Below are 21,111 nucleotides of genomic sequence, written 5' to 3'. Positions count from 1 at the left end.
AACGCAAAAATTGATAGAATGCCTCTCAATAAGGTGGGAGGTAATATACACGTCGATGATAACCTTGTCTAAGAAAGAAATGCTGCTGGTCAGTTTTATGCTGTTTTCAATGTTTTTTGGTGCAGGAAACCTTATTTTTCCACCCTATCTGGGTCAAGAGGCTGGTTCCCTTGTTTGGCTATCGATTGCAGGCTTTGTATTATCTGCTGTTGGTCTTCCCATTCTTGGTGTGATTGCCATCGCAAAGGCAGGGAGCTTTTACCAATTGGCAAGTCGTGTTCATCCAAGCTTTGCTCTTATTTTTCCTATTTTGATTTATGTGTCGATTGGACCCGCACTTGCTATCCCGCGTGCAGGTAGTCTCGCGTACGAGATGGGAATGGCGCCATTTTTGCCGGGACAAGCAGCTGATTCCCCCTGGAGTCTTTTCCTCTATACACTCGTATTTTTTGGCATTGTCTTTTGGTTCAGTCTGACTCCTTCCAAATTGATTGATCGCTTTGGGAAAATACTGACGCCTACACTGTTGACTATGATTGCATTGATCTACGTGAAGAGCTTATTCACACCACTTGGTCCTACGGGGGTACCAGCAGGAAAATATGCCACCAATCCAGTTGTGCAAGGTTTTCTGGACGGGTATTTAACGATGGATGCTTTGGCTGCACTCGTTTTTGGTATCGTGATCGCCAATACACTGCGTAGCAAGGGAATTGAGGACAAAAAGCAACTGTCTGCGAATATGATCAAGGCAGGCATTGGAGCAGGTATGTTGCTGACATTCATCTATGTCATTTTGGGATTGCTTGGTTCATCCGGTGCGTCTTTAGGACGGCCAGAGAATGGCGGGCTGCTCCTGACAGCAATCATGAGGCAGCTATTTGGGACAAGCGGTACGCTGATTCTTGGTGTCATCTTCACTGTAGCCTGTCTTTGTGTATCCATCGGACTCGTAACTTCTTGCAGTCAATACTTTCATGGACGATTCAAAAGCTTATCCTACAGAGCATGGGCGATTATTCTCTGTGTCCTGAGCATGGGTGTCGCAAACTTGGGTCTATCGGAGATTTTAAGTGTATCTGTCCCGATCTTGGGGGCCATTTACCCGATTGCTATCGTACTCATTTTGTTGGCGTTGCTTGAGCGCTGGATATCTGCACATTCGTCTGTGTATATGACGACAGTCGCCGTTGTGACGGTTTTTGGTGTCGTGGATTTGATGAATCTTACGTTTTTTCATCAGAGCTGGAACGATATCTTGGGTGTCCTTCCGTTTTATAAGGAAGGGGCGGGTTGGATCATGCCAGCAATATTTGCTGGTTTTGTCGGGGTTTTGCTCGACTTTCGGAAAAGGACAGACCGCACAGGAACAGGAACAACAACCACCCCATCCAAATAAGGCAGGACGAAAGAGAGGGCTTCGTTTTTGCGAAGCTCTTTTTGGTGTGGAAGAAGCATTTTGTTACTTTTTTCAAGATTCATTCGTATTAAAAGTGTTAAATCTTGGGGGTTGTTGAGGAGGTTCATTGACGTGAAAGTAGCACCTGTTGCAGAAGGTGAGCGAATCCGACAGCTAGATGGGATTCGAGGCTTTGCCCTCTTGGGGATCTTGCTAGTGAATATGCCGTCATTTTTGTTTCCCATCATGTTCTTACCAGATGCAGGGATGGTCAATACCCATTCGGAAATAGATGCTTGGATACGGCTTTTGTTTAACATGTTTGTACAAGCGAAGTTTTACACCATTTTTTCGTTTTTGTTTGGGGTAGGTTTTTTTCTGTTTATGCATCGCGCCGAGAGCAAGCAGTTGCCTTATCGGAGCCTATTTACTCGCAGATTAGCAGTTCTGCTGATTTTCGGTATGGCCCATCTCGTTTTCCTCTGGTATGGAGACATTCTTCATACGTACGCCCTAGCTGGTTTTCTCCTGTTGCTGTTTTACCACAGGCAAGAAAAGACAATCAAAAGATGGGCGTGGACGCTCTTGATTGGTATGCAGACCCTGTCTGCTCTTATTCTGACTGTTCCCGAGGACCTGGGTTCTATGCCAGATCAGTCATCGCTCATTCAAAAGGCAATCAATACGTATACGAATGGGTCGATTATCGAGAGGTTGCAATTCCGTCTTGGTTACGAAATTCCGGTAGTTCTTCCCTTTGAGTTTTTTGTCATCCTATCGGTACTTCCTCTCTTTTTATTCGGATTCTTGGCAGCCAAGCGAGGAGTATTTGCTAGGACGGAAGAATTTATTCCAGCCATTCGCCGCGTATGGTGGCTGGCGCTGAGCTTGAGTGTTGTGCTTGTACCGATGATTCCGCTTGTTCAATTTGGCTTCGTAAAATTCCCTGCCTCGATCTCGGTCGCCGTTCAGACTTTTGTCACCTGGAGCGGTCTTAGTCTGTGCGCTTTTTACATCACGTCACTGCTGCTTCTTTATCGGAAAGAGAGCGGACAGCGCATACTAAAGCATTTGGAACCGGTCGGCAGAATGGCATTAAGCAACTATTTGAGCCAAACCATCATCGTCATATTGGTTGTACGTGTTGGACATTTATATGGAACGTCTGGGTTGGCGCTCGGATTGGTGCTGAGCTTGGTGATCTTCTTTGCGCAAATCTTGGCTAGTCGCTGGTGGCTCGCCAACTATCAGTTTGGTCCGGCAGAATGGCTTTGGCGCTGTTTGACATACGGCAAATTTGTACCAATGAAACGAAAAGGAGGGCTTCTCTCGAAAACGTCCAGTTAAGGTGGACGTTTTTTTGTTCCTTCAGCGTGAGGGTAGAGCATCGGATAAAAGTGGAAGGGTTGGGGCAAAATTTTCCTATCTCACAAGCCGGGTAACAAGCAGCAGCGCTCTGAAAAGTAGGAAGGAGAAAGAGGATGGCTGGCAACTGGATTCCGTTTTTGATCGGCTCCTTTGTAGGATCGATGGTAGCACTCATCGTGGTGGGACTGCTTTTGATCTGTCTTTTTCGTCCTCTTACACAGTGGCTACTCGCCAAGTTCATGAAGCGCCTTATGTCAGACCGCTATCCGGAAAATATTTTCGAGATGGTCTCTGCAATGACCAAAGTCAGTCCACGCTATGTTCTGGAGAACAGTTTGCGAGCAGCTACTGGACAAGCCATCGAACGTCCTTTCGGAAGTCCACGTAAGTTCTTGAACTTCGATAGCTTGATATTTTCTCCTGCACAGCTGGCCAAGATGCCTGCGAGTGAGGATATAGAAGTGGATATGCAAATCACGATTGGACCCATGGCAAAAAAGCCGTTAACCTTGGACATTCCGATCATGGCAGGGGCGATGGGATACGGTATCGGTGTAAGTGAGGATGTGAAAATCGCGATTGCAAAAGGAACGGCCGCCGTGGGGAGTTTGACGAATACGGGTGAAGGTCCGTTACTGCCGGAAGAAAGGAAATTCGCCAAACATCTGATTCTCCAATACAACTCGGGAAAGTGGGCAAAGGAGCCGGAAATTTTGCGACAGGCGGACGCCATCGAAATCCATTTTGGACAGGGGGCGACTGCAGCTTCCGCGAGCTTTATCCCCGCTGAATATATTCAGGGAAAAGCTGCTGAAATCATGGGGGTTCAGGACGAAGAAATGATCGTCATTCCTTCGCGGCATCCGGAAGTACAGAAGCCGGAAGATCTCAAGCAGCTCGTAGACAAGCTGCGTACCATAACAGACGGCGTCCCGATTGGCGTCAAAATCTGCGCCAGTGCCATTCTTGAAAAAGACCTGGAGATTGTCATCCAAGCCGGTGTAGATTTTATCAGTATTGATGGCGGACAAGCGGGGACAAAAGGAGGACCTCCAATTCTGGAGGATGATTTCGGTTTGCCAACGATTTATGCCCTGACCCGCGCCGTGCGCTATTTGGAGAAAAAAGGTGTGAAAGAACGAATTACCTTATTGTCTGGGGGCGGATATAATACTCCGGGTGAGTGCTTGAAAGCGATTGCTTTGGGAGCAGACGGCATCTTTATGGGGACGGCTCTTTTGTGGGCGATGACTCATGATCAGGTGACAAAAGCAATACCATGGGAACCACCGACAGAGCTGATCACCTATCCAGGGAGCTTGAAAAACAAATTCGACCCCGATTCAGCCGCGAAATACTTGACTAACTTTTTTCTTTCGTTTGTGGATGAGATGGAAATTGCCATTCTCGCGCTGGGGAAAACGTCTCTTTGTGAAGTGACCGCTGCGGATCTCGTCTCACTCGATGAGATGACGAGCAAAGTGACGAAAGTACCCCTTGCCTATCATTCATCCTCTTCCAGTTAAAATCGCTTGATCGACGTACGAATGGGAGGGATTCGTATCGAACAGAGGATCATCCAAATCAAGTCACCTGCCCAGTATAACGGATGGACCATGACACAGACGTGGGAGCATCTTCTTTTTTTACATTGGGCAATTTCCCCGGCGTCTATCAAAGCGCTGATTCCAGCAGGGCTTGAGCTCGATACTTACGATGGCAAGGCATGGATTAGTATTATCCCGTTTTTGCTGAGTGGCGTGCGTCTGCGGCGGATGCCCTCTGTACCATTCACGACGACTTTCCCTGAAATAAATGTGCGGACGTATGTGAAGGCGAAAGGGAAGACGGGCGTGTACTTTCTTTCGCTGGATACGTCGAATCCCCTCGTGATCAAGATTGCGAAATTTTGGTACAGACTGCCGTATTATCGGGCCCAAATGGCTTTTCATCGCCAAGCGGATCGGATTGATTTCACCTCTCGACGCCTATCTGGTCTATCTCAGACTCCTTCGTTCAAAGGCAGCTACCAGCCTCTCAGTGACAAATTTTTCGCCAAAGAGGGAACGCTGGTGCATTGGCTGACAGAGCGATACACGCTCTTTTGCAGGTGTGACAGAACGAAGCAATTGATGTTTGCGGATGTAGTACACGAGCCGTGGCAGCTACAGGAGACAGCCTTTCATATTCGTGAAAACGTGATGACCGAAAATCTGTCGATCTCACTCACGGATACTCCGCATCTAGCATTGTATGCACGTGGGGTACAAAGCCTGATTTGGCCGATTCGCAGCCTAGCGGATTTATCTTCAGATCAAGGTGGATAGTGGTGACTGATACTACTCCTAAGGGTATCAGTCTTTTTCGATTTGAGACTTGTCAGACTGACTTTTGGTCGGTAAGATGGGAGGTAGCACTTTTTTTCGTAAAATAGGAAGGATCTGGTATTTGGTTATGGCTCGAAAAGAACGAATTGGTGAGTTGGATCTGATCCGGGCCTTTGCATTCTTGGCTGTGGTTTATCAGCATGTCATTGGTGTATACATCCGTGAGCCGGGATTGACAGAGCAGGTGTCGATCATCTACGGAATGTTGTTTCATTTGCTAAAATTCGCGGTTCCAGCATTCATTTTCATCACGGGTCTTGTATTGTTTTACAACTACTCCGAAAAAGTGAACTATATTTCTTTCACGCGTAAACGGATATCCGAAATTATGGTTCCGTATGGAGTGTGGTCGGTGGTTTATCTTTACTTGATGGAGAAGCCCCTGGGTGATGGAGCAGCGTTCATTTGGAATGTAAGCAAAAACTTCCTGACAGGGACATCCTCGTATCATCTGTGGTTCGTCGTGATGATTTTTCAGTTCTATCTTTTGTATCCGTTTTGGCAAAGAGTATTTGAACTTTTCCGCAGATTCGTGACAAGCCGCTTCCGTCTAGTTCTCGCTCTTGGTGTCACCGGATTGATCTATGGGGGCCTCATGTGGTTTTCAGCGCGGTACATCCCGGCGCACGGCTTCCGATTCGATATGAATTGGCTTGATACGTATTTCATCAAATACCGAGATCGAAATGCGTTCTATTATTTCTATTACTTTTTGTTCGGTGGCTTGGTCGCCTTCACGTTGCCTGCATTTCGTGCCATGCTGAAAAGATACTGGCAATGGATCATCATTTCGGTTGGTGTCCTGTACGCAGTCATTGGGTATGAGCTTTTCCGTGATTCAGGGCAAGGCCAGATCAATTTAAACGTAGCGACATCCTTGAAGCCGTCCATGTTCCTCTATACGATGGCTTGCTTACTGGCTGTGTACGCGCTCTGCCTATGGATGAGCAAGAAGCAGTCCAAATGGACACATTGGCTAGGACTCCTTGGGAAATATTCGTATGGAGCTTATTTGATTCATGCGCTGATCTTAACGTACTTGATGAAGCTTTTGCGCGAGCTCCAGCTTTTTCACACGGGCGTGTGGGGGAGTGTGGTCGCATTCGTCTTGTGCACGATTCTTTCTTTTGCCCTATCATATGGGCTGGGAAAACTGCCGTTTGGTTCCTGGCTAGTGGGAGCAGCCGAGAAAAAGACAAAAAAGGTTCCGTCCTCTCAAAAAGAATGGCAAAACGCAGGATAATCGCAGGCAGTTTGGCCAGATGCAGAGAATGGTAGGAGGTTGAAGGGGGAAGCGGGTTGTCATGCTGTTCGCTTACTTACAGTTAGCCATGGCTATGGCCTTGGTTGGAAGCAACATCTCCATCGGGAAAGAAATTGTTTCCCATGTTCCCGTGTTTTTGTTTTCGGAGCTGCGCTTTTTGCTTGCGATCGTCATCCTATTGCCGTTGCTCGCTATGCGTGGAGAATGGAAAACGTCTTGGAGCCGTGAGGAAGGCAAGGTGCTATTCTGGCAGTCGTTTTTCGGCGTGTTTCTGTTTAGTATTTGCATGCTGTACGGCGTTCAGTGGACGACTGCTACTGCCGCCGGTATCATTACGAGTACAGTACCTGCCTGCATCGCTTTGTTTTCGTTCTGGATTCTCAAGGAAAAATTACACGCCAACAGCTTAGTGGCAATCGGTCTTTCAGTCGGCGGCATCGGCTTCATTACGTTCACAGGTAGCGGAGTGGAGCAAAACTGGGTAAGCATGCTTGGCAATTTGTTCGTATTTTTTGCAGTCGTCAGCGAAGCGCTTTTCACGATTTTCGCCAAAAGACTGTCTGGGAAAATTACGCCTTTTCAAATGACGGCTGCGATTAATGTCATCAGCTTTGTCTTGTTTCTTCCGTTTGCGATCTGGGAAAGCTTGCGATTTAATTGGAGTGCCGTACCTGCAAATGTCTGGTGGCTTCTCGTGTACTATGCGGTTACGGCCAGTGTCTTATCCTTCTTTCTCTGGTACAAAGGGGTGGAGAAGGTGGAGGCATCCAAAGCGGGCTTGTTCACCGGAATGATGCCGATAAGTGCTGCTCTCGTGGCTGTCTTTTTCTTGAATGAAGCATTTACTTGGTTGCATGGGGTGGGGATGATCCTGGTGCTTGCCTCCATTTTTATCGGTACACAGCAGCCTCGTCGTATACGTTCGATGGAAAGTGAATGGAAATAGTTTGATGGAAAGGTCTCGGAAACCCTCGCATTTATATTTCGTGGGTATCCGGGTCTTTTTTTATAAAGGAAAACGAAAGCGCCCTGACACGAGGTCAAGACGCTTTTGCAATAGAGCTTGTTATTTGGTCAATGCATTTTCCAAATCTTTCACACCGCTGTAGACTAATTCGAACAAGTCCGCTATGTTTTCTTCTTCAATGCAAGAGAAGGCAATGCGCAAATCGGTTCGACCGAGAGCGATTGTACCCACGCCATACTGTTCCAGCAAGTGCTGGCGTAATGTTTCTGCTTCGACAGTCTTTAGCTTGAGGCACATGAAGTAGCCAGAGTTGAATGGATAGTAGGTCCACACGTCATCGTATTTACCGCTGTCGAGCACTTCCTTGGTGCGGTTGGCGCGGCCTTTCATGATATCGAATTTCTCTTGCTTCTGTGCTTTGTACTCCGGTGCTGTGATTGCTTGCAGGACGAACGTTTGGGAAGGATGTGATCCGCTGGAAAGAGTCGCGCGGATGATTCCCATTGTCTTCTGCTCCAAAGCGCTGAGCAAGTCGCTGGACGGGGATGCATACGTAATGAAGCCAACGCGGAAGCCCCATACGTAATCCTCTTTGGTAGCACCATCTACTTTTACAGGCAGAATGCGAGGGTGAACATCGCACAGGCCAGCGAAGAGAGATTCGTGCATCGAATCTTCGAAGAACAAGCCGAAGTACGCGTCATCTGTCACTGCAACAATGTTGATTCCAGCCTCTGCGCCTTCTTTGAGTGCAGCGATGATTTGTTTTCCTTCCTCTGGGCCTGGTGTATAGCCTGTTGGGTTATTCGGGAAGTTGAGTACGACGATGGCTTTGCCTTTGTCTTTTTGTGCGAGAATGGCATCGCGCAAAGCAGCAGCATTAAATTTCATCTCGTCGTTATATAATGGGTAATAGACCATTTCCGCACCACGGCGGATCGAAAAAGTAAGCTCGTAGTTTTCCCAGTTTTTGTCTGGGATGATGACACTGTCGCCGCTGTCAGCGAACAAATCCGACACGATGCTCAGGCCATGCGTCAAAGCGTTTGTAACGATAGGATTACTGAACGTATGATTAGCCAGTGAAGGCTGTTCCTCGATCATTTTTTTGCGCCATGCTGCACGCAGCTCAGGCTTTCCTGCTGGGGGCGCATATTCGTAAATGTCTTTTGGCTGGTAAGCAGACAGGTTATCTTGGATGACCTTAAGGTGCATCGGTTGACCGTTTTCCAGTGCAATCCCGATGGTTGCGTTGTACTTTTTCGCTTTTGCTTTCGCTTCTGCCGATTGGCTGAGAATCCCCTCTTTTGGGAAATAGATCAGCTTGGCGATATCGGACAGCATTTCATACACGTGCGGGTTTTCTCGTTGGATGGTTTCGTTCAGCGTTGATGCCAATGAATGCATGGTAGCCTCCCTTTTCATATACAAACATCTATCTTTACCAATAAAGATAGCGTATCTACATGCATTTGTCACCCTTGCCTAAGAGGATATTTCAGATTTTGCGAGGTTCTTTTTGACAGCGAGGACCTGATTTGCTACCTTGAAATCGAAAACTGAGTAATGCGGGAGGGAGAAGGAAATGGCTGAACGCAGGATCGTTCGCCTGGGGGACCCTATCTTGCGTGAAACTTCAAAAAGAGTACGATCCATTACTCCGCAGGTTGAAAAGATATTGGATGATATGGCCCAAACCATTTACGCTGCGAAAGGTCGAGCAGGCTTGTCTGCGATCCAGATTGGTATCCCGAAGCGTTTGGTTGTCATGGATTGCGGCAGCGGCTTGATTGAACTAATCAATCCGGTGTTGATGGAAAAATCAGGTGAGCAGGTAGGGCAGGAAGCTTGTCTTTCGATCCCAGGTGTTTTCGGAATCGTTCGTCGGGCGAATTATGTCAAAGTCCAGACGCTGAACCGTCAAGGAGAAACAAAGACAATCGAAGCTGAAGATTTCCTTGCTCGGTGTATTCAGCACGAGATGGACCATTTGGAAGGAATATTGTTTATTGATCATACGGAAGAGCTCTACTCGGCAAAAACAGGAAAGAAACTGAATCGCAAGGATTTGCACCGGATACAAGATAAAAATAGAAAAAATGGTGGAAATAAACGAAGCATAAACAGCAAGGAGATTGACTCATGAAACGTTGGAATATTATGGTGACAGGCTTCGGAACAGTAGGACAGCAGGTAGCCAGACTGCTGGAACAGCGACGGGAGCGGTACCGCGAGCTATATGAAGCGGATGTCAGACTCGTGGGAATCGTTCGTTCATCCTCCGGCCTCTATGATGAGAACGGAATCGATTCAGGGAAATGGGAAGACTATGCTCATACAAAACAAGCAGGGAACGCTTCTTGGAACGCGCTGGAATTTATCAAATCAGTTCAAGCAGACGTACTCATCGAGGCAGGTCCATCTGAAAAAGAGGGGGGACCTGGTCTGACTTATATTCGGTATGCATTGGAGAATGCCATGCATGCGATTGCGATTTCAAAAGGTGCGCTTGTTGTTGATTATGCTGGTTTGGCCGCTCTTGCCAAAAAACATGGTACCGCGTTGAAAATTAGTGGAGCAACAGCAGCAGCTCTGCCGACGATCGATCTTTTGCAGTATAACTTGGCAGGCTGTGAAGTAAAACGAGTCGAAGGTATTTTTACGGGAACGACGAACTTCGTGCTCACAAAAATGATGGAAGAGGGGCTCACCTGTACAGAAGCAGTCGAGCTCGCTCAGAAGATGGGGATTGCCGAACCGGACCCCTCTTACGATATCGATGGTTGGGATACAGCTTCGAAGCTCACGATCCTGGCAAACGCAGCTTTTGGCGGGCAAGTAAATCTAACCGATATCGCACGCACAAGTATTCGCGAAATAACCTCGTTACAAATCGAGACGTGGAAAAAGCATGCGAAGATTCCCAAGCTGATCGGAACGATCCAAAAGGAAGCGAATGGTACGGTTTCTGTAGCAGTTGAACTGTGTGCGGTGGATTTTACCCATCCGTTTGCATCCGTATCAGGTACGACAAAAGCCATCCGGGTAGAAACCGATGTCATGGGGGATTTATTGGTCGTTGGAGGAAAATCAGATCCTGTCGCGGCAGCAGCGGCTGCCTTAAAAGACCTTGAACATATTATTAGCAGATAGGTTCATTTGCATGTGCTTCCAGTGTTCCTTAGGAATGAGTCGTTTAGAACCGCGTGCATACTAGGGATGCACCACCAAAAACGGTGAGGGGGCCATACGGATGAAGCAATCGTCTGATGTCAATGCCGAGCTGCAGCAAGTATCTGCTTACCCAACCAAGCAAGAAATGAATCAAAAGAACGTTGCTTTGCTAGATGAGCAGGAAAGCTGCTGTACCCCCAAAAAACAGGCTTCTGAAACACAGCCGGAATAATGCCTACACGAAAAAGCCGGGTCTCGATTAAGAGACACCGGCTTTTCGTTTCGTGCAAAGCGTGTTACCCGATAAATTCTTGTACCCAGTAGCCATTTGTGAAGCCTACACCAATTTTTGTGAAGTCAGGGTTCATAATGTTTTGGCGATGGCCTTCACTGTTCATCCATTGTTGCATGACTTCTTGTGGACTCTGTTGACCCATGGCGATATTCTCACCTGCAGTCGAGTATTGAATGCCATACTGCTTCATCATGTCAAATGGGGAACCGTACGTTGGGCTGTTGTGGTCAAAATAGTTGTTAGCAGACATATCTTGTGCTTTTGCCAAAGCTACTTTGGACAGTGTTGCATCCATTTGAACAGGCTTGAGACCTGCTTTTGCACGTTCTTGGTTTACCAAATCCGCGACTTGTTTCGCAAAATCACCCGTCTTAGCTTGATCCGCTTGATTTACTGGAGCGGCAGGCTCAGTGACATTATTGGTAGGTTGTGCTGGTGCTGTTTGTACTGGTTGTGCTGGTGTTTGTTGTACTGGAGCTTGTTGTACGGGTGCTTGTTGGAAAGATCCTGGTTGATACGGGCATGGTTGTTGTACAGGTGTAGCTTGTCCTTGCTTAACAGGTTGCATCAGCTGTACTGCTTGTGGCTGGCCAGGAACAAAGCCTTGCTTTTGGAAAAAGTTAAGGAACTGTTGAGCATTTGGTGCTTTTTGGAATTGTCCCATATTTTGACCCACATTGAATTGGAATTGTCCGTTCTTCAATGGGCAGTTAGATGCTGCGGAAGCAGAAGAAGCAAACCCTGTCAAAGCCAAGCCCAGACCAAGAGTCATCGCGATTGTAACAGAACCAAAACGTTTCATAAAACAAATCTCTCCTTTTTTTTGCCTACGAGGTTAGTTGTCGGATTCGGATTGAGGAAACAACCCTACGCCAGTTCGGCGATTCACCCCAATGTGGAATAGGTCATCCACAAAAAAGTCCCCCGCACTTCCTTTTCAAGGAGGAAGTCTCGGCTTATTTCGTTTGGCATGAACAACGATATCAGACAATCCCAATCGAAATAAAGGAGTAATATATGGCAAATAGCTAGAATCGTTGATAAATTAGGCTCATTTCGGTTCGTTTGATTGTTCCTTCCAGGCAGTTAAGCCGCCTTCCAATGCATTTGCATGGAAACCATGCTCACGAAGGAGAGCCGCAGCTTTTTGAGCTTTGTTACCTGTTGTACATAAGGTAACGATCTGGACATTTTGCGCGAGTTTTTCGGTTTCTTCATCAAGTGGCTTGTCCTGTTCTTTCATAAGAAGATAGGGGACGTTTTGCGTCGATGCGTTTTCGTGAACGAGGCTGCCGGAAACAAATTTCTCGGCGTCGCGTACGTCCAATAAAAGTACGGGCACTTTCTTTTCAAGCATTTCGGATAATTGAATGGTTGTCAAAATATGATTTTGCAATGTAATCCCTCCCAATCCTATTGTATCAGAGTCCCGCTTCGTCCAGAATAAGGGTGAACGGTTGCTTTTTTTGGACAACCATGGTAGAATGAGGTTGCTACTTGAAAAATTGATACCTAATCATTCATCGAGGTGTTTGTATGCTGATGGATAACATTTTTGAATCCCCGATTCACACTGGCGCGGTCTTCGGAGCCGCAAGGATGGAAGAGAGGAAGGGCTTTCATTGTTTTAGGTTTTCAAAAGGTTTAGTTTTTTATTTTGCAGTTCCGTCCTATGACATTCGCATATTTGCTGAATAAGTAAAATTCACATATCATGAAGGCGTATCATCGCACATGATCTGGTATTTCTTCATGATATGTGAGCTTTATTTGCTTCGGTAAATATGACTAGCATATTCAAATTGAATTTTTGGAGGTTTTTTTAGATGCAAACGAACGGAACAGTAAAATGGTTTAACGCAGAAAAAGGTTTCGGTTTCATTCAAGTAGAAGGCGGAGACGATGTATTCGTACACTTCAGCGCAATCCAAGGTGACGGTTTCAAAACTTTGGACGAAGGTCAAAAAGTTCAATTCAACATCGTTCAAGGCAACCGTGGCCCACAAGCTGAGAACGTAGTAAAACTGTAAGTCTCCTTTTCAAAGAAACTGTCCTTTCGAGGGCAGTTTCTTTTTTTGTCGTGGTCGTAGAAGCAAAAAGGCGTTGGGATCGTCCCAAGCGCCTTTTCCTGCATACGAATGGATAAAAAAGGAACTATGGCGTCCCACCATAATTCCTCATTTTCTTCCTGCAAGATAGTTAAATACAAGTTTCGATTTCGACAGTTTGGAATTGACTGTCAAGAACGGTAAGACCAACAACTTGACCGCCGCCGATAGTAGTACGGCCATAAGTGGTGAGAAGGACATTTCTGTTGTTTTCTGCTACGGTAAGGCGGACTTCATAGTGGAAAGAAGCGGGGATCAGCGCATTGAAAGCAGTGCGAGTATTCGCAGGGATAAATTGCGTGATGTCAAGCAAGGTGCTAACTGGATTCGTTTGCGTAACTGCGTTACCCCAGTTTAATACTTGCACACGTACTTCAACCGGTTCTGTGTTCAGATTTACCAGGTCGAGGTGAGCGGTGAGAGCACGGGCGAGGTTGTTTTGCAAAATACCGGTCGTTCTCACAGTATTTCTTCTTGGGCGTTTGTGATTTCTTTTTTCCGAATTACCTTGATCGTCGTCGTATTCGATTTCAGTCATCCATGTTCACTCCATTCTTGTGTAATCTAGTGGGACAATAATACGATATTGTTTCTTGTCTTAATTTGTAACGGCGAACGTAAGGGGACGAGTACCTATTTTTGATAGAGGATGGTGGAGGGGTTGGGAGATAGAACTGTATGCAAACAACTAGACTATACAGCTCGATTTGATTGGGGATACGAAGGGGTAGAACAGGTCGGGGCAGCATCGGATATGATCGTCATTATCGATGTGCTCTCCTTCAGCACGTGTGTCGATATCGTAACGGGACGAGGAGGTATCGTCTATCCTTATCAGGTAAAGGATGAGTCAACCGTAGCATTCGCCAAACAAAAAGCAGCCCTGCTCGCTGGAAAACGCGGAGAACCAATCTCCCTTTCGCCCGCCTGTCTGAAAACGGTTCCAATGCGAAGTAGAATCGTATTACCCTCGCCAAACGGATCGACCTGTACCGTGTTGGCGAAGAAAACAGGTGCGAAGGTAATCGCTGCGTGCTTGCGAAACGCGCCATCTGTGGCCAGATACATACAGCAGCAGAATGGAACCGTAACCGTCATTGCTTGCGGTGAACGGTGGGGAAATGGAGCATTGCGTCCTGCTATTGAAGATATGATTGCGGCAGGTGCGCTGCTTCATGAATTGGAGGGGCATCGATTGTCACCAGAGGCCGAAATAGCAGTGGCAGCCTTTCGAGCGACCCAAGATCATCTTCCTGCTTACTTGAAGACATGCGCTTCTGGCCAAGAACTGATCAGTATGGGGTACCCGGAAGATGTCGAACTTGCAGCGCAGTGGAATCAGAGTGGCGCAGTTCCAGTGCTTAACGATGATTTTGCGTACGTAGCAATTTAGTCTTTTCGCATAAAGAACCCCTCATTCGGTAACCATGGTTATGAACTACACATGAGAAAAACTGGACAGGGAGGATTCATATGGATGAAAAGAACAAGTCCATCAACCAGGCAGAAGATAATATCCTGACGAATCGTCAAGGCCATCCGATTACAGACAACCAGAACTTGCGGACAGTTGGAAATCGCGGGCCAACCGTTCTGGAGAATTACGATTTTCTTGAAAAAATTACGCATTTTGATCGGGAGAAAACACCTGAACGTGTTGTGCATAGTCGAGGTGCAGGAGCACATGGCTATTTCGAAGCGTATGGAACCGTTGGTGATGAGTCGATTTCTACGTACACGAGGGCAAAGCTGTTCTCGGAGCGTGGGAAAAAAACGCCTGTGTTTGTGCGGTTTTCTACGGTTAATCATGGGACACATTCGCCCGAAACATTGCGCGATCCACGTGGGTTCGCGGTGAAGTTTTATACGGAGGACGGGAACTGGGATCTGGTAGGCAATAACCTCAAAGTTTTTTTCATTCGGGATGCCATGAAGTTTCCTGATCTTGTCCATGCGTTCAAGCCTGATCCTGTCACAAACATTCAAGACGTGGAACGGATCTTTGACTTCATCTCGAACACGCCTGAGGCCATGCATATGATTACGTTTTTGTTCTCCCCGTGGGGAATACCAGCGAACTATCGACAAATGCAAGGCTCTGGCGTAAACACGTACAAGTGGGTAAACCATGAAGGAAAAGCGGTCCTGGTCAAATACCATTGGCAGCCGTTAGCACAAGGAATTAAGAATTTGACACAAAAACAGGCGGAAGAGATCCAAGGGAAAAACTTCAATCATGCCACGCAGGATTTGTATGAAGCGATTGAGCGGGGAGAATATCCGGAGTGGGAAATGTGCGTCCAAATCATGAGTGATGACGATCATCCCGAACTCGAGTTTGATCCGCTTGATCCAACGAAAATATGGCCTGAAGATCAGTTTCCGTTTCTTCCGGTAGGCAAAATGGTATTGAACAAAAACCCGGATAACTATTTTGCTGAAGTCGAGCAAGTAGCATTTGGGACAGGTGTTTTAGTGGATGGACTTGATTTCTCTGATGACAAGCTACTGCAAGGAAGGACCTTTTCCTACTCCGATACGCAACGGTATCGGGTTGGCGCCAACTATTTGCAGCTTCCGGTCAACGCTCCCAAAAAGCATGTCGCTACCAATCAGGAAGGCGGTCAAATGCTGTATCGAGTTGATCGGACCCAGCGGCATATTAACTATGAGCCATCAACGATTGGCGGATTGCAGGAAGCGAAGCAAGCAGCTCCTGATCATCAGCCAGAAGTGGAAGGGAAGGTCGTTCGTCAAAAAATTGATCGCACCAACGATTTCAAACAGGCGGGAGAACGATATCGCCTCTTGGAAGACTGGGAAAGAGAAGACCTCATTGCCAATCTGACGGATGCACTCCTCTCCTGTGATCCTCGCATTCAAGAAAAAATGCTTGGTTACTTCTCCCAATGTGACGAAGAGTACGGTCAGCGTTTGAAAGCTGGAGTTGCACAGGGCAATGGCGGAAATCGCAAAGAGATGGGCGGACCGATGGGGGCAACAAATCCTGGAGCGGCTGTCAAGGAAGCTGAACAGAAGTCTCGCCCGTCCAAGCCGTACTGATGACCCGAGTGAAAAACAAGACTGAATAAACAGCGGAGCTTTGCCGAATCTATGGTAAAGCTCATTTTTGTATCCGGTTTCAATTCTACAGAAGTAGCGATCACGAAGCCGGCGATCGACAGTAACGCAATTCGAGTTGCCAACGTCTTACATTTGTTTACATTTGACGATGGCGAGGAGACTCGTGATGGTACAAAGAGAGAAATGGGTAGCAGTGTTGAGCTATACCGCGGTACTGTCCCTATTGACGACAGGGGGCGTCGTTGCTGCATCCCCTGCGAAGGCAGCTTCCCAAAAGGTTGAAGCAACGGTTAGCACGACGGGCAATACCGAGGTGAAGCTTCAGGCTTGCAGTCAAGATGATGCAAAAGCAGATCTATCGAACACAACGATGAAGTCCTGGAAACCATTGGGGAATAAGCCGGTACTGGAAGGGATTACTGCCATTGCAACAGGCGTCATTTTTGATGAAGCAGGCTATGGGTGGAGGCCAGGCATATCTTACGCCTTCACCGAGGATGGGCAAGTGTGGAAATGGGGCTTTCAATCTGACAAGAAGTATGAACCGCACAAGCTAGCCGGGATCAAGGATGCCAAGCAAGTCATGACGGATTATGTCCTCACGAGCGCTGGTGAAGTATGGCAGGTTGATGAGAAGAAAGCACCAGAAAAACTGGCCGGTTTGGATAAAATCAAGAACATTCAGCAGCTCGATCTTCATGAAGGCGTACTTTTTTTACTGAAAGAAGACGGTACTGTACTGGAATGGGAAAAAGGAGCGAAAGCAGCGGAAAAGGTGACGAAGCTCTCGAATATCCGTGACATGTATAGCTCTGCCTTTTCCTTGTTTCTAGTAGATGACCGAGGGAAACTGCTTTATCTTGGTGGCAAATCCGGAGAGCTGAACACTGAAAATCTACAGGTAATGGATATCCCAGGGAAAGTCAAACAGGTAGCCGTCGATTACACGGATCGCGCCCTGATCCAAACAGATAAGGGCGAAGTGTACAGCTACAATACAAAAGAAAATGAAAAAGTAGTGCGTGCTGCTCATGCAGATGGTGCCATGCGGATGGCAGTTGGCGGAGAAGGAATGTACCTAATCGTAAAAGCGGACGGAACTGTTTGGGGCTGGGGACATAATACACTTGGAATGCTCGGTGCGAATCAGGAAAATGAGCTCGAGGAGCCAGTTAAAATAGTAGGTCTTTCTGATATTACGGACGTAAAAGCGGGCACCGACCATGTGATTGCTCTCGATAAAAAAGGAAACGTCTATTCATTTGGTAGCAATATGACAGGACAGCTGGGGCGAATCCCTGTTACCTTTGACACTTGGACGGAATTGGGCGAATTACGTGATGTAAAACAGGTAGTAACTGAGCTGGATCGACCGTACTTCGTTCGGAAGGATGGTTCTGTATGGGGTATTGGCGCGGATCGAGTGCCATATGAAGTAAAAGGACCTACGAAAGTAAAAACAATGGATAGCATCCTGGATTCTCCGGTTACCTTGAATGAGAACGGACAAATCCAGTTGTGGACCAGTGAATTTAGCAGCTGTCAAACATTGGCGTTGCCTTCTCGCATTAAGGATTTTGTTGGTGGGGAGGAGCATCTCTTGTTGCGTACGGAGGATGACCAATTCCTGACTGTGGAATTCAGCTTTGATTCTGCCGAACGCGGAGGGGTATATGTCATCACGAACCTACGCCCACAAAAAGTGGTAACCCTCCAAATAGATTCAAAAATGGCTGCGGATGTGACCAAGCTTTATGCTAATCTTTATACGTTTTTTGCTGTGACGAAAAATGGTCAGGTATTGTACGCAGAACGGAAGAATGATGAACCGTTCACTTCATTTGCAACAATAGCTGGTTTGGAAGGAATTCGTGAGCTTGCGCCTGAATATTTTGTCCGTTATACAAAGGATACCGCATCAGTTTGGGCAATCAATGATGCAGGCAAGGTTCAGGAAATTCAGGTTTACCCTGAGAGTGAAGGAAAGGACGCTGGAGCTATCAAAGTGAAGCTGGAACCCAAAACGGAAGAAGGCATTGCTATGATGAGCGGACGTTTGCGGATTACCAAGGATGGGCAAATCTTCGAACACGAATGGGAACCGCTTCAAAAGCAAAAAGTGGCGGCTTCTGTTAGACTGATTTCTTCTTCGTACGACTATGCGATCGAAGGGCCAGGCTCGCATTATCATGTGCTGGTCACTGAAGCTGATAAGATCGTATTGATTGGCGATAATCCATACGGAAAAGGTGAGCTTCACCCAGATAGGGTCAGACAATAAAAGAAGAAAAGTAACGGCACAGTGGGAATATTCTTTTTCTACTGTGCTTTTCATTTTTCCGTTTTTAGAAGTTGTGGAAAAAGATGGTTGACAGTTTAGATTTACAATTGTAATATTTTCATAGAAGTTGAATTTACACTTGTAAATCTAAGAGGTGATGTATGGATGAACAACATTCCGAAAATATCGGAGGCCGAGTGGGAAATCATGAAGGTGATCTGGCGAGATCATCCAGCGACAGCGGAGCAAATCATTGAGCGTTTACCAGCTGATATCGAATGGACGGAGCAAACGGTACGCACGTTTTTGAACAGGCTGCTTAAAAAGAAGGCAATCAGCTATGAAAAGTTGGGCCGCAGCTACCGATATTTCCCACTCGTCCAGGAAGATGAATGCAAACGAGCGGAAAGCGAATCCTTTTTGAAACGAGTATTTAACGGGGCAGTAGGCACGATGATGACCAATTTTCTCGAAGATGTGCAGCTATCTAACGAAGAAATCGATAAGCTGCAAAAAATACTGACGGAAAAACAAAAGAAAAAGCAGTGATGAGGGACCAATAAATGGATATTCTAGGGAATGTTTTTTTGTGGATGTGCTACACCTCGTTGGGAGCAAGCCTAGTAGCTATTTTGTTGGTAGCCATGAAAAAAGGGGTTCACAAAGCGATCAGCTGGCGTATGCACCATTTGTTATGGTTCATCGTTTTAGCCCGATTAATGATTCCCGTGCTACCGGAGAGTTCATTTAGCCTCTTCACTTGGATATCCTGGGCGAGTACGAGCATGTCCGTCGAACAGCCGCTTTCTTTCTCCGCAGAACCACTACTACAGACAAACATACAATCGCCTGCCGTCATCTCAGATCTCTCACATGAATCAGAACACAATGAGAATACCCCAATACAAACCGAAGTTGTCAAGGATGAGGGGATAACTGAAAGATCCTCACATCCAGCTTACATCCAAATCATGGCAGTTGCATGGCTTATCGGCGTAGTCATTTTGCTAGCAAGACTATTCATTTACCTGTATAACATGCACACCAAAGAACGCTTTTTGATGCGGGTGACAGATGATAGAGTAACGACCATCATGAATGCGTGCAGAGAGAAGTTCGGTGTGAAAAGGCCAATGCCCGTATACACAGGAACACTGGCAAAGGGGCCGCTAATCTCGGGGATCTTATCACCATGGGTTTATTGTCCGCGGGATGTATACCAATCGTTGTCAGATGCCGAGCTGTATCACGTTTTTGCACATGAGCTCGCTCATCACAAGCGCAAAGATTTGCTGTGGAGCTTCCTCGGCTCCCTGGCACTCGTCATCCATTGGATGAATCCGCTTGTCTGGCTATGGATTCGAAAAATGAAGGCTGATATGGAACTTGCCTGTGATGAATATGTTTTGGAGATTCTGGGGGAAAAAGAAGCGATTCCCTATGGCATGACACTCCTTTCATTTGCGAGACAAATCTCAGAGAAAAGACCCATGTCGTATCCGCTCTATTTTCACCATTCTCACCATATCAATCAAATGAAAAGGAGAATTCAAATGATTTCCACGTTCAAAAAAGGCTCCGCAAGGTTATCTGCTGTAGCCATTGCATGCGGGCTCGTTATTAGTGCAGTCACACTTACAAACGCAGCAGAGCCGTCAACACTTCGAATGCCAGTAAAACAGGATGAAAAATTGCGCCCCTTGTTTGAGGAAACACCCGCCAAGGAGACGAATCGGCTGGAAAAAGCTGAAAAACTTACTGGTTTTCCTTTCAAAATTCCGTCTTACTTGCCACCAGAATTTACCTATCAAAACAGCCTTATCTATCACTTCGAGGAATCTGAACCTTCGGATAACGGCGTGATCCATTATTTCCGAGGTCCCGACACCAGGTTCAAACTAGTAACGAGTACAGTCGAAAGCACCCAGGAATCTTTACAAGTGAGAACGGAAGACGGTAGTATCATCTCCATACTCTCAGCAGAAGAAGACCTATCTGCGAATGGAAAAACCGTAAAAGTTATCAAAAGAAAGACAACTTATGATAAAGATTCGGTTGGTCAAGACTTACTTTATTTCTGGAGTGATGAAGGTCTCTATTACAAAATCGAAGTAGATAGCCCCTTAGAAAATGAGGAGATCGTAAAAGTCATTGAATCGTTTCAAACTCCAAATGAAGAACTGAGAAAAAGGTACGTCAATTACGACTTATTGAATTACAACATCCTTGATTTAGAAGATGTGGAGTATTTCTCAGGAGTAATCGGCTTTGCACCAGCCTTTCCGTTGGAGCTGCCTGGAGGATACAAGGCAACAAATGCATATGTTAACAAGAAGCTCAATTTTAGTTATCCTGAAAACGAAGAGGATAAACAAAAGCGCACCATCCATCTCACGTTTGAAAATACTGAAAAACCAAAAACGTTCGTATTGTTTGCCCAAATCAAGGACAAATCCATTGTGGAAAACATGAGAAAAACAAACAAGATCCCTTTTGAGAGAATAGACGGGGTAAAATTTGAAGTTCCAGTCACCTCTTTGAACATCGGTGGCCAAGAAGTATTCCGCACAGTGCCGTATAAAATCGATGATACACTGAGTAGCGCAACGGATAAGGACAACCTCACTTATTTTTGGTTAAAAGGAGATATCTGCTATAAAGTAACGTTCAAAGAAGTGGAAGAAGAAGCACAACAGCAAATGGTAGCAGCTCTGGTAAAGGAAAAAGCGATCGATTTGAAAAAGTAACGGGAACATTTAGAGTCTGTACATAAAGCGTGCAGAC

At 46.4% G+C, this 21,111-nt stretch carries 18 protein-coding genes, 1 pseudogene and 1 riboswitch; of the genes and pseudogenes, 15 read left to right on the top strand and 4 right to left on the bottom strand.

Going from position 1 to position 21,111, the window contains the following annotated elements:
* The first annotated feature begins 55 nt into the window (after nucleotides 1–55).
* From brnQ to ODZ53_RS05265, 6 genes are all read left to right on the top strand, one after another.
* Nucleotides 56–1,399 carry a branched-chain amino acid transport system II carrier protein gene (gene brnQ, locus ODZ53_RS05290; RefSeq protein ID WP_372676211.1) on the top strand — a complete coding sequence of 448 codons (1,344 nt, stop codon included), beginning with the start codon at nucleotides 56–58 and terminating at the stop codon, nucleotides 1,397–1,399.
* A gap of 132 nt (nucleotides 1,400–1,531) precedes the next feature.
* On the top strand, nucleotides 1,532–2,746 hold the full coding sequence (locus ODZ53_RS05285; RefSeq protein WP_372676210.1) for a DUF418 domain-containing protein: 1,215 nt from the start codon (nucleotides 1,532–1,534) through the stop codon (nucleotides 2,744–2,746).
* 134 nt (nucleotides 2,747–2,880) lie between these two features.
* The gene (locus tag ODZ53_RS05280; protein ID WP_372676209.1) at nucleotides 2,881–4,293 is read left to right on the top strand and encodes an FMN-binding glutamate synthase family protein; all 1,413 of its coding nucleotides are present in this window, start codon (nucleotides 2,881–2,883) and stop codon (nucleotides 4,291–4,293) included.
* Nucleotides 4,294–4,299: 6 nt separating this feature from the next.
* On the top strand, nucleotides 4,300–5,094 hold the full coding sequence (locus ODZ53_RS05275; protein WP_372676208.1) for a YqjF family protein: 795 nt from the start codon (nucleotides 4,300–4,302) through the stop codon (nucleotides 5,092–5,094).
* Nucleotides 5,095–5,221: 127 nt separating this feature from the next.
* The gene (locus tag ODZ53_RS05270; RefSeq protein WP_372676207.1) at nucleotides 5,222–6,397 is read left to right on the top strand and encodes an acyltransferase; all 1,176 of its coding nucleotides are present in this window, start codon (nucleotides 5,222–5,224) and stop codon (nucleotides 6,395–6,397) included.
* Between the two features lie 61 nt (nucleotides 6,398–6,458).
* Nucleotides 6,459–7,364 carry a DMT family transporter gene (locus tag ODZ53_RS05265; protein ID WP_372676206.1) on the top strand — a complete coding sequence of 302 codons (906 nt, stop codon included), beginning with the start codon at nucleotides 6,459–6,461 and terminating at the stop codon, nucleotides 7,362–7,364.
* Between the two features lie 120 nt (nucleotides 7,365–7,484).
* Here ODZ53_RS05265 and ODZ53_RS05260 read toward each other — a convergent pair whose 3' ends face one another.
* Complete coding sequence (locus tag ODZ53_RS05260) at nucleotides 7,485–8,792, bottom strand: aminotransferase class I/II-fold pyridoxal phosphate-dependent enzyme (protein WP_199929393.1); 1,308 nt, start codon at nucleotides 8,790–8,792, stop codon at nucleotides 7,485–7,487.
* Between the two features lie 178 nt (nucleotides 8,793–8,970).
* Between ODZ53_RS05260 and def the strand changes: the two genes are divergently transcribed.
* The 3 genes from def (at nucleotide 8,971) to ODZ53_RS05245 (ending at nucleotide 10,791) form a co-directional block, all read left to right on the top strand.
* Entirely contained in the window at nucleotides 8,971–9,531 is a 561-nt protein-coding gene (def, locus tag ODZ53_RS05255; protein WP_372676205.1) for a peptide deformylase, read from the top strand.
* Nucleotides 9,528–10,538: a homoserine dehydrogenase gene (locus ODZ53_RS05250; RefSeq protein WP_372676204.1), complete on the top strand. Its 1,011-nt coding sequence runs from the start codon at nucleotides 9,528–9,530 to the stop codon at nucleotides 10,536–10,538. The genes def and ODZ53_RS05250 overlap by 4 nt, the downstream gene beginning before the upstream one ends.
* A 100-nt stretch (nucleotides 10,539–10,638) precedes the next feature.
* Nucleotides 10,639–10,791 carry a hypothetical protein gene (locus tag ODZ53_RS05245; protein ID WP_372676203.1) on the top strand — a complete coding sequence of 51 codons (153 nt, stop codon included), beginning with the start codon at nucleotides 10,639–10,641 and terminating at the stop codon, nucleotides 10,789–10,791.
* 64 nt (nucleotides 10,792–10,855) lie between these two features.
* Here ODZ53_RS05245 and ODZ53_RS05240 read toward each other — a convergent pair whose 3' ends face one another.
* A complete protein-coding gene (locus ODZ53_RS05240; protein WP_372676202.1) occupies nucleotides 10,856–11,656 on the bottom strand; it encodes a CAP domain-containing protein in 801 nt (266 codons plus the stop codon).
* A gap of 7 nt (nucleotides 11,657–11,663) precedes the next feature.
* A riboswitch (cyclic di-AMP (ydaO/yuaA leader) is annotated at nucleotides 11,664–11,821 on the bottom strand.
* Between the two features lie 84 nt (nucleotides 11,822–11,905).
* Entirely contained in the window at nucleotides 11,906–12,250 is a 345-nt protein-coding gene (locus ODZ53_RS05235) for a rhodanese-like domain-containing protein (protein WP_242466828.1), read from the bottom strand.
* A 430-nt stretch (nucleotides 12,251–12,680) separates the two neighbouring features.
* Here ODZ53_RS05235 and ODZ53_RS05230 point away from each other — a divergent pair, with 430 nt between their 5' ends.
* Nucleotides 12,681–12,884 carry a cold-shock protein gene (locus tag ODZ53_RS05230; RefSeq protein WP_007729289.1) on the top strand — a complete coding sequence of 68 codons (204 nt, stop codon included), beginning with the start codon at nucleotides 12,681–12,683 and terminating at the stop codon, nucleotides 12,882–12,884.
* Between the two features lie 169 nt (nucleotides 12,885–13,053).
* Here the strand turns inward: ODZ53_RS05230 and ODZ53_RS05225 are convergent, their stop codons facing one another.
* Nucleotides 13,054–13,500 (bottom strand): hypothetical protein, encoded by a 447-nt coding sequence (locus ODZ53_RS05225; protein WP_372676201.1) that lies wholly within the window; start codon nucleotides 13,498–13,500, stop codon nucleotides 13,054–13,056.
* A 114-nt stretch (nucleotides 13,501–13,614) separates the two neighbouring features.
* On the opposite strand from ODZ53_RS05225, the gene ODZ53_RS05220 reads away from it, so the two are divergent.
* The 5 genes and pseudogenes from ODZ53_RS05220 to ODZ53_RS05200 all read left to right on the top strand — a co-directional run bounded on the left by ODZ53_RS05220 (nucleotide 13,615) and on the right by ODZ53_RS05200 (nucleotide 21,074).
* Nucleotides 13,615–14,355 carry a 2-phosphosulfolactate phosphatase gene (locus tag ODZ53_RS05220; protein ID WP_372676404.1) on the top strand — a complete coding sequence of 247 codons (741 nt, stop codon included), beginning with the start codon at nucleotides 13,615–13,617 and terminating at the stop codon, nucleotides 14,353–14,355.
* 80 nt (nucleotides 14,356–14,435) lie between these two features.
* A complete protein-coding gene (locus ODZ53_RS05215) occupies nucleotides 14,436–16,025 on the top strand; it encodes a catalase (RefSeq protein ID WP_372676200.1) in 1,590 nt (529 codons plus the stop codon).
* 169 nt (nucleotides 16,026–16,194) lie between these two features.
* Nucleotides 16,195–17,307, top strand: a pseudogene (locus tag ODZ53_RS05210) (RCC1 domain-containing protein); the annotation flags it as partial.
* A gap of 1,185 nt (nucleotides 17,308–18,492) precedes the next feature.
* Complete coding sequence (locus ODZ53_RS05205; RefSeq protein ID WP_372676199.1) at nucleotides 18,493–18,876, top strand: BlaI/MecI/CopY family transcriptional regulator; 384 nt, start codon at nucleotides 18,493–18,495, stop codon at nucleotides 18,874–18,876.
* A gap of 14 nt (nucleotides 18,877–18,890) precedes the next feature.
* Nucleotides 18,891–21,074, top strand: a complete 2,184-nt coding sequence (locus tag ODZ53_RS05200; RefSeq protein WP_372676198.1) for a M56 family metallopeptidase — start codon at nucleotides 18,891–18,893, stop codon at nucleotides 21,072–21,074.
* The last annotated feature ends 37 nt before the right edge of the window (nucleotides 21,075–21,111 follow it).

Origin of the sequence: Brevibacillus sp. BD137 (assembly GCF_041644655.1) — a bacterium.
Taxonomy (GTDB): domain Bacteria; phylum Bacillota; class Bacilli; order Brevibacillales; family Brevibacillaceae; genus Brevibacillus; species Brevibacillus brevis_D.
This window is presented reverse-complemented; position numbering and strand designations above follow the sequence as displayed.

Coding starts and splice junctions, on each gene's coding strand:
- brnQ (WP_372676211.1), top strand. CDS start 56: ATGATAACCTTGTCTAAGAAAGAAATGCTGCTGGTCAGTTTTATGCTG.
- ODZ53_RS05280 (WP_372676209.1), top strand. CDS start 2,881: ATGGCTGGCAACTGGATTCCGTTTTTGATCGGCTCCTTTGTAGGATCG.
- ODZ53_RS05270 (WP_372676207.1), top strand. CDS start 5,222: ATGGCTCGAAAAGAACGAATTGGTGAGTTGGATCTGATCCGGGCCTTT.
- ODZ53_RS05265 (WP_372676206.1), top strand. CDS start 6,459: ATGCTGTTCGCTTACTTACAGTTAGCCATGGCTATGGCCTTGGTTGGA.
- ODZ53_RS05260 (WP_199929393.1), bottom strand. CDS start 8,792: ATGCATTCATTGGCATCAACGCTGAACGAAACCATCCAACGAGAAAAC.
- def (WP_372676205.1), top strand. CDS start 8,971: ATGGCTGAACGCAGGATCGTTCGCCTGGGGGACCCTATCTTGCGTGAA.
- ODZ53_RS05250 (WP_372676204.1), top strand. CDS start 9,528: ATGAAACGTTGGAATATTATGGTGACAGGCTTCGGAACAGTAGGACAG.
- ODZ53_RS05245 (WP_372676203.1), top strand. CDS start 10,639: ATGAAGCAATCGTCTGATGTCAATGCCGAGCTGCAGCAAGTATCTGCT.
- ODZ53_RS05240 (WP_372676202.1), bottom strand. CDS start 11,656: ATGAAACGTTTTGGTTCTGTTACAATCGCGATGACTCTTGGTCTGGGC.
- ODZ53_RS05230 (WP_007729289.1), top strand. CDS start 12,681: ATGCAAACGAACGGAACAGTAAAATGGTTTAACGCAGAAAAAGGTTTC.
- ODZ53_RS05225 (WP_372676201.1), bottom strand. CDS start 13,500: ATGACTGAAATCGAATACGACGACGATCAAGGTAATTCGGAAAAAAGA.
- ODZ53_RS05215 (WP_372676200.1), top strand. CDS start 14,436: ATGGATGAAAAGAACAAGTCCATCAACCAGGCAGAAGATAATATCCTG.
- ODZ53_RS05205 (WP_372676199.1), top strand. CDS start 18,493: ATGAACAACATTCCGAAAATATCGGAGGCCGAGTGGGAAATCATGAAG.
- ODZ53_RS05200 (WP_372676198.1), top strand. CDS start 18,891: ATGGATATTCTAGGGAATGTTTTTTTGTGGATGTGCTACACCTCGTTG.